Raw genomic sequence first — 13,922 nt, 5'->3', positions numbered from 1 at the left:
TTACCGTTTATTTTACCGCGAGCTATTTAGAAAATAAATTCTACAGGAAGCTTATCAAGATTATGAGTCACATGTTTGTGCAATAAAATTTCATATTGAATATATTCTTCATAACTCATATCCTTATCAAATAAAAATACCAGATTAGGCACTCTATCAAATTTTATACTGTAAAACTGCTGCAGTATTTCTGTTATTTTTATTTCCTTATTTCCCATGAAAACCTGTTTTTTTCCTTTTTTAAAGTAAACCACAAAACTTCCTGCGGTAGGTTTCTCCATTTTATAGAATACTTTCGTGAAAGGCAAAAAAGCTAGATTTTTTCCAATAGAATCTGCGTAAGAATAATAGTTTTCAGATTCTTCGTTTTGATGCATTTTCTCGTTACGCTTTTTTTCCTGCATTTTTATTACCTGCGGAATTACCACTTTTAAGGGCAGGCGTTTGTCTATATTGAAAATCCAATTGGTTGATATAATGGCACTTTTTCGATTCAAATCGGCGATTGTATCTTTTCCATCAACTTTGAAAAAAAGGTAAATTGGCGAATGATCTTGTACATCTTTTACAATTGAAACATTTGATTTCGGCAACAAAACGTCTTCTTTTTTTCCGCAGGAAAATAGAAATAAAGCGATAATTAAAGTGAAGTATTTCATAATTTATAATTCATATTAGATAAAGTATGTCATTTCGATAAAGGAGAAGGCTTCTCAAGTAGCTCTCCAACAGGAATCCAATCTTTGTCGATTTAGCAACGAAGATTTGCTTCGCCTGTTCGCTGTTGCTCGAGTCTCCTTCGTCGAAATGACAAAGCTGGCTATTATAAACTCATTTTATTAAACAAAGTAACACATTCTACAGCTTCTTTCACATCATGAACACGAAGAATTTTCGCTCCTTTTGTCAATGCAATTGTATTTAGAAACGTTGTTCCGTTTAAGGCTTCTTGTGGTGTAATATCAAGTGTTTTATAAATCATTGATTTTCTAGAAATTCCGGCTAAAACAGGTAATTCAAAAATATTAAAAAGTTCCATTTTTTGCATTACTTCATAATTCTGATCGGTTGTTTTAGCAAAACCGAAACCAGGATCGAGAATCAAATCATTGATTCCTAAAGCTCTTGCTTTTTTTACTTTTTCTGAAAAATAGAACAGCATTTCTTTTATAATATCTTCGTATTGCGTCAAACTCTGCATTGTCTGCGGATTGCCTCGCATGTGCATCATGATATACGGAACGTTATAATGCGCAATTACATCAAACATTTTTTCGTCTAATTCGCCAGCCGCAATATCGTTTATAATTGCCGCGCCGCTTTCTATACTTGCTTTTGCAACCTCAGCTCTAAAGGTATCAATTGATAATAATGTTTTCGGAAAATGCTTTAAAATCAATTCAATTGCTGGAACAATTCTATCAATTTCTTCTTGTTCGGTTACAAATTCAGCGCTTGGTTTACTAGAATACGCTCCAATATCGATGAATGTTGCACCTTCAGAAAGCATTTTATCTACTTGCGAAATAATTTCGTCTTCGTTTTTATATTTTCCTCCGTCAAAGAAAGAATTTGGCGTAACATTGAGAATTCCCATTACTTTAGGAATTGATAAATCTATAAGTTCGCCTTTACAGTTAATTGTCATTGCTTGTTTTATTTTGTTTCAGGTTTCACGTTTCAAGTTGATGCAGATTTCGCAAGTTCTAGAACGTAAAACTTGAAACCTGAAACTTGAAACATTTTTCTGTTTCAAGTTGTCCGTTAACACTTTGTTTAGAAAAAACTTGAAACAAAGCGAACCTTAAACTTGAAACTCTTAAAAAATTATCCTTATTTTTGAAGAAATTTTAGCAAATATACAGCATATAAATGAAGAATACTTCCCAAGAGTTTGATAATGTTATCGCGGTTTGCCGAACATTGTTTATCAATAAAATGAAAGATTATGGCAGTGCGTGGAGAATCTTAAGATTGCCATCATTGACAGATCAGATTTTTATAAAAGCGCAAAGAATTAGAAGTTTACAGGAAAACGAAGTCCGTAAAGTAGATGAAGACGAAAAAGGAGAATTTATCGGAATCATTAATTATTCGATTATGGCTTTAATTCAATTAGAATTGGGCGTTGTAGATCAGCCAGATCTTGACGTAGAAAAAGCAACTGAATTATACGATGCTAAAGTAAAATTGACCAAAGACTTAATGGAAGCCAAAAATCACGATTACGGCGAAGCTTGGCGTGATATGCGCGTAAGTTCGTTAACCGATTTGATTTTGCAGAAACTCCTTCGCGTTAAGCAAATTGAAGATAATAAAGGAAAAACAATAGTATCTGAAGGAATCGATGCTAATTATCAGGATATGATTAATTATTCTGTTTTTGCTTTAATCCTAAACCCAATTACTAAATAAAAATTTCAAAAAAATAAAATCCCAAATTCCAACTTCAAAATTGGAGTTTGGGATTTAAAAAATTGGAATTTAAATCCTAAATATTTGCCATGAAAAACATCATTACTCAATTTTCCCGATTATTTGTCGGTGTCCTATTTATTATTTCCGGATTAATAAAGCTGAATGATCCTGTTGGATTCTCTTATAAACTGGCTGAATATTTCAGTGAACCAGTTTTCAATATGCCGTTTTTAGAGCCATTGGCTTTAGGATTGGCGATCTTTTTAGTGATCTTAGAAGTAGTTTTAGGTGTAATGCTGTTGGTTGGCTATAAATCAAAACTAACGATTTGGGCTTTATTACTATTGATCGTTTTCTTTACTTTCCTTACCTTCTACTCTGCTTATTTTGATGTGGTAAAAGATTGCGGATGTTTCGGAGATGCTTTACACTTAACACCTTGGCAATCATTCACAAAAGATGTTGTTTTACTATTCTTTATCTTGATTTTATTCATCAACAAAAAATTAGTAAAACCTTTATTTTCTAAATTGGTTACTAACATTATCACTTTAATCAGTATTATTTTATGTGTATTTATGGCGGTTTGGGTTATCAATCATAATCCGATCAAAGATTTCCGTCCATATAAAGTGGGAACAAACATCGAAAAAGGAATGGAAATTCCAGAAGGTGCTCCAAAATCAGTTGTAGAAATGATTTTTATCTATAAAGTAAACGGAGTTGATAAAGAATTTACTGAAAAAGATTTAATGAATATTCCTGAAGGAGCAGTATTTGTTGACAGAAAAGACAAGATAATCTCTGAAGGTTACGTGCCTCCTATTCATGATTTTACCATGACAAAAGATGATTCTGATTACAAAGAAGAATTATTAAAAGAGCCTAAATTACTGATTTATGTAACTTACGATTTGAATCTATCAAATCCAGAAGGAATGAAAAAATTAGCAAAAGTTACTGCAGACGCAAAAGCAAAAGGTTACAAAGTAATTGGAATGACTGCTTCTGGAGCTGACGAAATCGCTAAAGCGAAAAATGACTATGCTCTAGACATCGATTTCTATTTCTGCGATGGAACTGCTTTAAAAACAGTTGAAAGAGCAAATCCAAGTATTGTGGTTGTACATGACGGAACTATCGCTCAAAAAGTACATTACAATGATGTAGATGATTTGAAATTATAATATTTCAAAAAAATATAAATTTTAAGAACGCCAATTCAAATGAATTGGCGTTCTTCTTTTTGAGAAAACTCCTCCACAAAGAAGTAAGAAAAATATTAAAGTGATTATTAAGTTTATATATTTGTTAAAACCAATTAAAAAAACAAAACCTTTTTATGAGTTCACTTCAAAAAATCCTCTTTGTATTCTCCTTTATTTTTCTTTCAAACATCACATTTAGTCAAGAAAAAACTATCAATAAAGACCAACGTTACATTTTCTTTTTTCACAATAAATTTGTTGAAGAAAATGATTTAAATGCAGTTCATCCAGAATATGGCAGAGCAGAATACAATGAAATTTTAGAATCTTATAGAAAAGACAACTTTATTGTTTTTAGTGAAAAAAGAAAGAAAAACACTAACTCTGCTGAATATGCCGAGAAGATGGCAAAACAGATCAAAAAGCTTATAAAGAAAGGCGTCCCTCCAAATCATATCACAGTAATAGGGACTTCACAAGGTGGTTATATTGCTCAATTTGTTTCAACTTATCTCTCCAATCCAGATCTGAATTTTGTTTTTATTGGATGCTTTAGAGATGTTGATATTCAAGAAATTCCTGATATTAATTTCTGTGGCAATATTTTAACTATTTATGAAAAATCAGATATTTACGGAGTTTCTGCCATTAAAAGAAAAGAAACGTCTAAATGTAAAATAGAGCATTTTAAAGAAATTGAACTTAACACAGGTCTAAAACATGGCTTTTTGTATAAAGCTGCGGACAATTGGCTTACTCCAAGCAAAAAATGGGCAAATGGAAATTACGAACTGAATTAAGTTTCAAAAAAAGATAAAAAGCCTTCAATAAAATTTAAATTATTGAAGGATTTTTTGTTGAAATCTGACGTTTTTTTGCTTCATTTTTTTCGGTCCAAAACAAAAAAATTGCTTTTTAACTATTTCTAGAAAAAGTGTTTCTAAAAAATACATGATTTTCCAGCCAACTATTACGTTTTCATCTCACTTTTTTTCACCCAAATCCTTCATTTTGTTACAAAATAAAGGACTCTTCAAATTTTGTTAATGTACAATTGGCATTCCATTTGTTTGTTTAACTTTGTGAATTCAGTACCCTAATAAAAAATAATTTTAGTAAAATATGAAACAATTAGTCCTAGCCGTAATTGCATTTATCTCTTTTTCTTGCACACAAGCTCAGAAAACAGCTTTTTCGAAAGAGGCTTTATCTGAGAAATTACTAGCCTCTGACGGAAGTCAGGTTACTTTCAAAAACATCTTAAAAAAATACAAAGGAAAAACTTTGGTTATCGAAGTTTGGGCTTCTTGGTGTGGCGACTGTGTAAAAGCAATGCCAAAACTAAAAGAATTGCAAGCTAATAATCCTGATGTTTCTTACTTATTCATTTCTGCTGACAAAACAGCTGATAAATGGAAAGCTGGAATCGAAAAACACGAATTAAATAAAGGCGATCATTACATGATGAACGACGGTATGAAGGGGCTTTTCGGAAAAGCCATTGATTTAGATTGGATTCCAAGATATATCGTAGTTGACAAAACAGGAAAAATCGTTTTATACAGAGCGATCGAAACTGATTTTGAGAAAATCAATTCTACTTTACAATCATTGAAATAATTTTTCAATGATAAATTTCAAACAAAAAACAAAAAAATAATATAAAACTACCAAAATGAGAAAATCGATTGTTGCAGGAAACTGGAAAATGCATAAAAACGCTGCACAGACTGAAGAATTATTAAACGAATTAATTGCTAAAATTCCAGCAAAAACAAATGCACAAGTAATTGTAGCGCCAACTTTTGTAAACTTACAAGCGGCCGCTACAAAATTAAAAAACACAACTATTGGAGTTTCTGCTCAAAACGTTCACCAAGCTGAAGGTGGTGCTTTTACAGGAGAAATTTCTGCAGATATGTTAACAAGCATTGGTGTTAATACAGTAATCTTAGGTCATTCTGAGCGTAGAGCTATTTTTCACGAAACAGATGCTTTAATCGCAGACAAAGTTGATACAGCTTTAAAACATGACATGACCGTAATCTTCTGCTTCGGAGAAGAATTAAAAGACCGTCAATCTGGAAATCACTTCAACATTGTTGAAAACCAATTACGTGATGGTGTTTTTCATATCGCTAAAGAATCTTGGTCTAAAATCGTTTTAGCTTATGAGCCTGTTTGGGCTATCGGAACTGGAGAAACTGCTTCGCCAGAACAAGCACAAGAAATGCACGAATTTATCAGAGAAACTATCCGCAAAGCTTTTGGAGCTGAAATCGCTGATGAAGTTTCTATTTTATACGGTGGTTCTGTAAAACCAGAAAACGCTAAAGAAATCTTCTCTAAACCAGACGTAGACGGTGGTTTAATTGGAGGCGCTGCTTTAAAAGCTGACGATTTCTTAGCTATCGTTACAGCTATCTAATTTTAGATTTTAGATTTTAGATTTTAGATTTTAGATTTTAGATTTTAGATTTTAGATTTTAGATTTTAGATTTTAGATTTTAGATTTTACAAAAAACCATTCGCACAGCGAATGGTTTTTTCGTATTGGAATTTGGAATTTTTAAATTGAAAATTTATAATTTAAGAATTACCTTTGCAAAAATTTTTATTTATGTCAAACATCTATTTAGGATATCATTTTACGATTGAGCCGAAAGAATTGGGTTCTGAAATTTTAGTGGCTGAATTGGGCGAAAAAGCGTTTGAAAGTTTTACAGAAACTGAGAACGGTATTTCGGCTTTTGTGAAGAAGGATTTATGGGACGAAAATATCCTAGATGATATTTACATCTTACAATCTGAGGAGTTTAAAATTGAATATACTATTGAAGAAATCGATCAGGTAAACTGGAACGAAGAATGGGAAAAGAATTTTGAACCAATTGATGTTGACGGAAAATGCCATGTTCGCGCTCCTTTTCATGAAAAAACAGATGCTGAGTTTGATATTGTAATTGAACCAAAAATGAGTTTTGGAACCGGTCATCATGAAACTACACACATGATGATTCAGCATTTGCTAGAAATGGATGTAAAAGGTCTGAAAACTTTGGACATGGGATGCGGAACTGCCATTTTAGCCATTTTGGCTGAAATGAAAGGCGCTGAACCTATTGATGCCATTGATATCGACAACTGGTGCTACCTCAACTCTATCGAAAATGCTGAACGCAATAATTGCAAACACATCAGCGTTTATGAAGGCGATGCAGCATTGTTGGCAGGAAAAAAATATGATTTAATTATTGCCAATATCAACAGAAATATTTTGTTGAACGATATGCAGACCTATGTTGATGCTTTGAATCCAAAAGGCATTATTCTTTTTAGCGGTTTCTACGAAGAAGATATTCCATTTATTGACGCTTCTTGCGTAGAAAAAGGTTTAACTTATGTTAAAAAGTTTCAAAGAAATAACTGGGTATCTTTAAAATACGTAAATTAGATATTGATAATCAATTCAGTACAAAAACTATAACAATATGAGTACTAAAGAAAAAGTAAGAGAAAGAGTTGGCGAAAAAGAAGCCATTGCTTTTAATAACGAGATCATTGTTTACAATGATGATGTAAATACTTTTGATCACGTAATTGATACTCTTATGCGTGTTTGCAGCCATACTGCAGAACAAGCCGAGCAATGCTCTTTGATTGTACATTACAACGGAAAATGCACTGTAAAGACAGGCCCGATAGAAAAACTTAAACCTCAATGCACGCAACTTTTGGAAGCTGGTCTTAGCGCCGAAATTGTCTAATTGACTCATAATTTTAAAACGCATTCTGTTTTATTCTATACTAGAATTGAAGAGAATGCGTTTTTATTTGCATTAATTACAAATCATGAGAAATATCCTTTTTTTTATAATTCTGTTATTCTCTTTTATGACGAAAGGCCAATCAAAATTTGAGGCGATTCGCAAACAATTGATGGAAAATAAGACTTACGAATATGTTTATGGTTTTGAAAATGATTATGCCGTTTTTAGAACCTTTAAAGGAAAAATGGGATTAATTGATTCTCTAGGCAATGTGATTCTTAAGCCTAATTATGAATATATAGAGAACAGAAAAGATCTAAAAAACATATTTGAAGCAGGAATTATTGCAAATAAAAATTTCAAAAGAGGATATATTGATTTACAAGGCAACATTAAAATTCCTTTTGATTATGAAGATGTTTATTATTTAGGAAATAATCTAGTGCGAGTTTCAAAAAACAATAAAGCAGGAGTTGTTGACACTAAAAATAAAATCATTTTGCCTATTAAATATACTAGCATAATGGGCAGCGACGGAATTTTGTTTGTCCAGAATAACAACAGTATTGATCTATTTGATGCAAAAGGAAAACAAATTACGAATTTTCAAGCTTTTGATATTGAGTATTTCCAGCATAGAAGATCTATCGTTACGCTTCAAAATAAAAACACTTTAATAATTGACACTCTCGGAAATATTGTTTTGAATCCAGTCAAAAATCATCAGTTTGAGAGAATACTAGCTCAAGATGCTTTCCTTATTCTTAATACTATCACGAAGAAAAAAGGAATTATTAATTCAAATGGACAATATGAAATTGGATGCAAGTTTGATGAAATTTATCCTTCAAATTCAGTTTATATCGTAAAAAACAATGGGAAAGACGGAATAGTAGACGGTAAAGATTCTGTTTTGAAACCTTTAATTTATGATAATGTTTATGCAGTTTTTTCTAAAGACAGCATCTCTTTCAAAAATCACTATTCTGCTTATAAAAACAATTTGCAAGGTATTATTAATCCTTATGAAGAAAAGGAAATCATTCCGATATCATATAAATATATTGATCCTTTTTCTCATTACTATATTATAACGAATCAAGAAAATAAAGATGGAATGCTTTCTGCCAAAGGAGAAATTATAATTCCTGAAGCGTATAATTTTTATAGTATTGCTCAAAACAAAATTTTCGCCAATAAAAACTCAAAAAAATACCTTCTTACAGTTGAAAACAATAATTACAATGAAACTGAAATCTTTGTTGATGAGTTCATAAAAAACAATTCAAATTTTAAAGGATTTTTTAAGAGTAATTATCAGATTTTTAAAGACAAAAACAAATTTGGAGTTTATAGCAATAAGAACAAAATGGCAATTCCAGCAGAATATGATGCAATTACAGAGATTTACGGAACAGGAGAATTTGTTGTAAAGAAAAACAATAAATATGGTGTTATAAACGCTGATAATAAAATACAATTAGAATTAAAATACGACTCATTTCAAATTATTAAAGAAGTGGTTCGATTTAATATAAAAACTCCAAAAACCGTGAAGTCTTATCCGGTGAAATATCCTTTTGAACCTCAATAATTTGTATTTAGATTTTGAATAAATAATACATTCATAGCTCTTTAATTGCAAATAATTCAAAATGCATTCGTTTTTATTATATATTTGAATGAAATAGAATGCATTTTTTATGGAAGAATACGGAAAGATATTGATTATCGCAATGCCTGTTTTTTTAGCTTTAATTGTTATTGAAAAAATCTACGGCATTTATAAAAAGAACGATACTGCTCCATTGATAGATAGCGTATCAAGCATCAGTTCTGGCATTACCAATTCGGTAAAAGATGTTTTGGGTCTTAGCGTTACTTTTCTCTCTTATGAATGGCTGGTTTCCAAAATTGCATTACAACATTTAGAAGCCAATGTTCTCTCCTATTGCATTGCTTTTTTTGTTATCGATTTTTACGGTTATTGGAGCCATCGCCTGGCACATCAGATTAATTTTCTCTGGAACAAACATGCCATACATCACAGCAGTGAAGAATTTAATCTTGCCTGCGCGCTCCGTCAGCCTATTGCTAGTTTAGTCAATTTGTTTACTTTTTTATTGATTCCCGCAGCTTTACTTGGCGTTCCTGCCTCTGTAATTGCTATTACATTACCTATTCATTTATTTTTACAATTTTGGTATCATACCAAGCATATCAAAAAAATGGGATTTATTGAGCATATTTTGGTTACTCCATCACATCATCGTGTGCATCATGCAATTAATCCAGAATATCTAGACAAAAACCATTCTCAGATTTTTATCTTTTGGGATAAACTTTTTGGCACTTTTCAAGAAGAATTAGATGATGTTCCTCCTGTTTTTGGCATCACAAGACCAGCTAATACTTGGAATCCGATTAAAATAAATTTCCAGCATTTAAGTTTATTAATAAAAGATGCTTGGCGAGCACCAAAATGGAAAGACAAACTGAGCATTTGGTTCAAACCAACAGGCTGGCGTCCCGAAAACTTTGAAGAAAAATATCCTGTTAACAAAATTGAGAATGTTTTTAATTTTGAAAAATATGGCACGCAAAACTCTCAAAAACTTATATACTGGTCTGTTGCACAGGTTTTAATAACATTACTTTTTGTAAGCTATCTATTTCATAACATTGCCAAAATAGGTCTTCCAAATATTTTTATTTATGGCTTTTTTATTTTTCTAACGATATATAGCTACACAGAGTTAATGGATAAAAGTAAATATGCCGTTTTATGGGAAGGCTTCCGACTGGGAATTGTAATTTGTATTGTTGGCTATTATGGAGATTGGTTTGGTTTAAATCGCGTAATTCCAAGTAGTAATTATATTATTTTCGCTTACCTGATTTTATCTTTTTTAACGACATTTTATTTTGTTAATTTTGATTTTAAAACCTACCAAAACCAATATATCAATTCATAACCCCTATTATGAGAAACTCTTCTTTTTTTAAAATTTATGCTGCTTTTAGTATAGTGTACCTCATTATACTGCTTTCTGGTTACGAACGCTTTGATCTTTTTCTCAAACCTATTCTAATACCTATTATAGGGTTTGGAGCTTACTTTTACAGAAAATTTCAAAGTAAGAATATTTTATTGGCTGCACTTGTATTTTCATGGCTTGGAGATGTTATTTTGCTTTTTACAGACCTTGGCGAGATTTACTTTATTTTAGGACTAGTCTGTTTCCTAACAGCGCACATAATCTATTGCATACTTTTTAATAAACAGAAAAGAATTAGAAAAAAACAGAACAAACCTCTTTTTATATTTGGCAGCATTTTAATTGCATTTTACCTAATAGGAATGGTTTCTGTTTTAATGCCTTATTTAGGAGATCTTGAGATTCCCGTTTCTATTTATGCCTCAGTAATTTCAATTATGCTTTTATTTGCTTTCAACGGATTTTTAGTCTGGGAAAAACCGGGTAATCAGCTCGTATTTTTGGGTGCAGTTTTCTTTGTTATTTCAGATAGCATTCTGGCTTTAAATAAATTTTATGCTCCAATTCCAAAAAGTTCCTTTTTTATTATGCTGACGTATCTTCTGGCACAATATCTGATTGTAGTTGGTACACTAAAACTAAATCCAAAAAAAGTAGAACAGGCAGTTTAACACATATTTGAATCATGAAAAAAATAGCTTTTTTAATTGTTTTATTAATCAGTGCTTCTTCTTGCGTAAGTACCAAATCAACTTTAAAAAATGTCGATGACAACGCACCTGATTTAATTTTAAAGAAGGATAATACTTTTTCTATAACGCAATTCGCTAAAGACAAAAAATACGGTTACGATCCTGACTATCCGATTAATATATTTTTCCAGAACACCAACAATGAGGCTTTAAACGAAACTCGTTTCTTAAACGCTTTGGCTGGTCCAAATGGCGAAAAAATAACGTATACCAGATTAGAAACCTGCTGTCCGTTCCCAACCAAAAGAAGCAATATGGGAGCTGGATTTTTAAATGTCTACGAATTGAAATGGGAAGGACAGAAAAAGCCAGTTAAGCTTTATTTAAACATTTATGAAAAAGGAATTTTAATGGTTCCGATGGGATTGAGGCTGAAATAAATAGTCTCAATCTAAGATTATGCTTAATATACTACCGTTGCTGCTTATTATTCTACCTGTATTATCACAATTAATATTGGGAACAATTTCTATCTATAAACCTACCTCATTAAAATTTAGCCGAATTTCCTGGATCAATTTTATTCTGCAAATTTCACTCTCCTTTGTGGCTTTTAATATTGCAGATTATAATCTTACAAAACTCTATGAACCAAATCCAGTGAGATGCGGAATGCCACTTGTTGGAACTGCCGTTGTTTGCTTCTTTTTCTTTTTTATTCTGATTTTGATAATTCTAATCCAATTTTTGATTAAAAGATGGAGAGAAAATCGAAAAAAATAGATTAAAACAGCATTGAGCACAAAACTTTAGAACATGATAAATGTCATCTATTAGTTTAATTTCATGCTTTAATATTGCGTCGGAAAAAGCATTGAATCATTTAAAAGAAATTTTAAAAATTCATTAATTCTACTAAGCTCCTAGCCAGTTATTAGAGTTCTTAAAATAATCTTAAATCTTCATCTGCTATTCATAAATCATAACTACCTTTGCATTGCAAAAAAATAATTTTATGAACTTACAACATATTCCACAAATTAAGCATACTGACAGCGGAAATTTCTTTTTATTAGCAGGACCTTGCGCTATTGAAGGAGAAGAAATGGCTCTTAGAATTGCTGAAAAATTAGTTGGTATTACCGACAATCTTCAGATTCCTTATGTATTTAAAGGATCTTTTAAAAAAGCAAACCGTTCTAGAATTGACAGTTTTTCTGGTATCGGTGACGAAAAAGCATTAAAAATCTTAAGAAAAGTTTCTGAAACTTTTCACGTTCCAACTGTAACAGATATTCACACCAATGAAGACGCTGATATGGCTGCACAATATGTAGATGTATTGCAGATTCCTGCTTTCTTAGTTCGTCAGACTGATCTTGTTGTGGCTGCTGCCAACACAGGAAAAACAGTAAACTTGAAAAAAGGACAATTCATGAGTCCAGAAAGCATGAAACATGCCGTACAGAAAGTTTTAGACTGTAATAACGAGAATGTTATGGTTACAGATCGCGGTACTATGTTTGGTTACCAAGATATGATTGTTGATTTTAGAGGAATTCCTACTATGCAACAATATGCTTCTACAGTTCTAGACGTAACGCACTCTCTTCAACAGCCAAATCAAACAGCTGGAGTTACAGGTGGAAGACCTGACATGATCGAAACAGTAGCAAAAGCTGGTATTGCAGTTGGTGTTGATGGTATTTTTATTGAAACACATTTTGATCCTGCAAATGCAAAAAGTGATGGTGCTAATATGCTTCATTTAGACTATTTTGAAGGTTTAATGAACAAGTTGGTAGCCATCAAAAAAACTGTAAACGCCTTTTAATAATTTTATAATACTTAAGTTCTTTGAAAACAAAAATTTTATTTTTCTTACTGACTTGTGTTTCTTTAAACACATTTGCTCAGGAAGAAATACCAGTACAAAAATATGCTGCACACAACAAAGGTAAATTCTTTGTAATGTGGGGCGGTAATAGAGAAAGCTACTCAAAATCTGATGTAAACTTTAGAGGTAAAGATTACAACTTTACTGTTGAGAATATGTCTGCTCATGACAAACCAAAAGGATGGCACGTAGACTATGTTAATCCTGTAAATATGACTATTCCTCAAACTAATTTGAGACTTGGTTACTTTTTTAGCGATCATTATAGCGTTACAATTGGTGTTGACCACATGAAATATGTAATGTCACAGAACCAAATTGCAAATGTTACAGGAAACATCAATTTGCCTTCAGATGATCCTGCATCAATTTACAATGGTAATTACAACAATACTCCTGTCGATATGTCTCAAGGAGGAGCCAAAGAAGGTGGTTATGGTAATGGTGAAATAAATGTAAACGGCCCAGCTTTTTTAATGTACGAGCATACAGATGGATTAAACTACATTAATACTGAAGTTGCCAGATTTGATGATGTTTCTAAATGGTTTGGATTGCCAAATATTGACAAAGTTCAGATTAACTTAACTGAAGGTATTGGAGCTGGTGTTTTATATCCAAAAACTAATACTACAATTTTAGGTAAAGAACGTCATGATGATTTTCACGTTTCTGGTTATGGTGTTTCTGCAAAAGCTGGTTTAAATATTACCTTTTTTAAACATTTCTATGTTCAAGGAGAGTTAAAAGGTGGTTATATCAACATGCAGGATATTAAAACTACTACAAGTCCTGAGGATAAAGCTTCTCAGCACTTTACTTATTTCCAACGAATTATTGCAGTTGGAGGTATTTTTAGAATCTAATATTACGCAAAATATATTTAGAAAATAGCTGTCATTTTATTTGGCAGCTATTTTTTTTATCATTTACTTTGC

15 protein-coding genes are annotated in these 13,922 nt (G+C 31.6%); 13 read left to right on the top strand and 2 right to left on the bottom strand.

What is annotated here, in order from left to right:
* Window positions 1-26: 26 nt before the first annotated feature.
* Window positions 27-659: a hypothetical protein gene (locus PQ463_RS03100; RefSeq protein WP_274256261.1), complete on the bottom strand. Its 633-nt coding sequence runs from the start codon at window positions 657-659 to the stop codon at window positions 27-29.
* Between the two features lie 164 nt (window positions 660-823).
* Entirely contained in the window at window positions 824-1,648 is an 825-nt protein-coding gene (gene folP, locus PQ463_RS03095) for a dihydropteroate synthase (protein WP_274256260.1), read from the bottom strand.
* Window positions 1,649-1,872: 224 nt separating this feature from the next.
* On the opposite strand from folP, the gene PQ463_RS03090 reads away from it, so the two are divergent.
* The 13 genes from PQ463_RS03090 (at window position 1,873) to PQ463_RS03030 (ending at window position 13,850) form a co-directional block, all read left to right on the top strand.
* Window positions 1,873-2,415, top strand: coding sequence for a DUF1599 domain-containing protein (locus PQ463_RS03090; RefSeq protein ID WP_111283711.1), 543 nt, complete (start codon window positions 1,873-1,875; stop codon window positions 2,413-2,415).
* 89 nt (window positions 2,416-2,504) lie between these two features.
* Complete coding sequence (locus PQ463_RS03085) at window positions 2,505-3,605, top strand: BT_3928 family protein (RefSeq protein ID WP_274256259.1); 1,101 nt, start codon at window positions 2,505-2,507, stop codon at window positions 3,603-3,605.
* A gap of 155 nt (window positions 3,606-3,760) precedes the next feature.
* Complete coding sequence (locus tag PQ463_RS03080) at window positions 3,761-4,426, top strand: alpha/beta hydrolase (RefSeq protein WP_274256258.1); 666 nt, start codon at window positions 3,761-3,763, stop codon at window positions 4,424-4,426.
* A 322-nt stretch (window positions 4,427-4,748) separates the two neighbouring features.
* Window positions 4,749-5,246, top strand: coding sequence for a TlpA family protein disulfide reductase (locus PQ463_RS03075; protein ID WP_274256257.1), 498 nt, complete (start codon window positions 4,749-4,751; stop codon window positions 5,244-5,246).
* Between the two features lie 55 nt (window positions 5,247-5,301).
* Complete coding sequence (gene tpiA / locus PQ463_RS03070; RefSeq protein WP_111424288.1) at window positions 5,302-6,054, top strand: triose-phosphate isomerase; 753 nt, start codon at window positions 5,302-5,304, stop codon at window positions 6,052-6,054.
* 192 nt (window positions 6,055-6,246) lie between these two features.
* A complete protein-coding gene (prmA, locus tag PQ463_RS03065) occupies window positions 6,247-7,080 on the top strand; it encodes a 50S ribosomal protein L11 methyltransferase (protein WP_274256256.1) in 834 nt (277 codons plus the stop codon).
* 37 nt (window positions 7,081-7,117) lie between these two features.
* Window positions 7,118-7,393, top strand: a complete 276-nt coding sequence (locus PQ463_RS03060) for an ATP-dependent Clp protease adaptor ClpS (protein ID WP_274256255.1) — start codon at window positions 7,118-7,120, stop codon at window positions 7,391-7,393.
* 85 nt (window positions 7,394-7,478) lie between these two features.
* Window positions 7,479-8,990 (top strand): WG repeat-containing protein, encoded by a 1,512-nt coding sequence (locus tag PQ463_RS03055; RefSeq protein WP_274256254.1) that lies wholly within the window; start codon window positions 7,479-7,481, stop codon window positions 8,988-8,990.
* 109 nt (window positions 8,991-9,099) lie between these two features.
* On the top strand, window positions 9,100-10,371 hold the full coding sequence (locus PQ463_RS03050) for a sterol desaturase family protein (protein ID WP_274256253.1): 1,272 nt from the start codon (window positions 9,100-9,102) through the stop codon (window positions 10,369-10,371).
* A gap of 8 nt (window positions 10,372-10,379) precedes the next feature.
* The gene (locus tag PQ463_RS03045) at window positions 10,380-11,066 is read left to right on the top strand and encodes a lysoplasmalogenase (RefSeq protein ID WP_274256252.1); all 687 of its coding nucleotides are present in this window, start codon (window positions 10,380-10,382) and stop codon (window positions 11,064-11,066) included.
* 14 nt (window positions 11,067-11,080) lie between these two features.
* Window positions 11,081-11,527, top strand: a complete 447-nt coding sequence (locus tag PQ463_RS03040) for a 2-dehydro-3-deoxyphosphooctonate aldolase (protein WP_111424281.1) — start codon at window positions 11,081-11,083, stop codon at window positions 11,525-11,527.
* Between the two features lie 575 nt (window positions 11,528-12,102).
* On the top strand, window positions 12,103-12,921 hold the full coding sequence (gene kdsA / locus PQ463_RS03035) for a 3-deoxy-8-phosphooctulonate synthase (RefSeq protein ID WP_274256251.1): 819 nt from the start codon (window positions 12,103-12,105) through the stop codon (window positions 12,919-12,921).
* A 23-nt stretch (window positions 12,922-12,944) separates the two neighbouring features.
* Window positions 12,945-13,850 carry a hypothetical protein gene (locus PQ463_RS03030; RefSeq protein ID WP_274256250.1) on the top strand — a complete coding sequence of 302 codons (906 nt, stop codon included), beginning with the start codon at window positions 12,945-12,947 and terminating at the stop codon, window positions 13,848-13,850.
* Window positions 13,851-13,922 lie beyond the last annotated feature (72 nt).

It is taken from the genome of Flavobacterium sp. KACC 22763 (assembly GCF_028736155.1).
GTDB lineage: Bacteria > Bacteroidota > Bacteroidia > Flavobacteriales > Flavobacteriaceae > Flavobacterium.
Note: the sequence above shows the minus strand (reverse complement) of the source record. Positions and strands in the feature narration are given on the sequence as shown.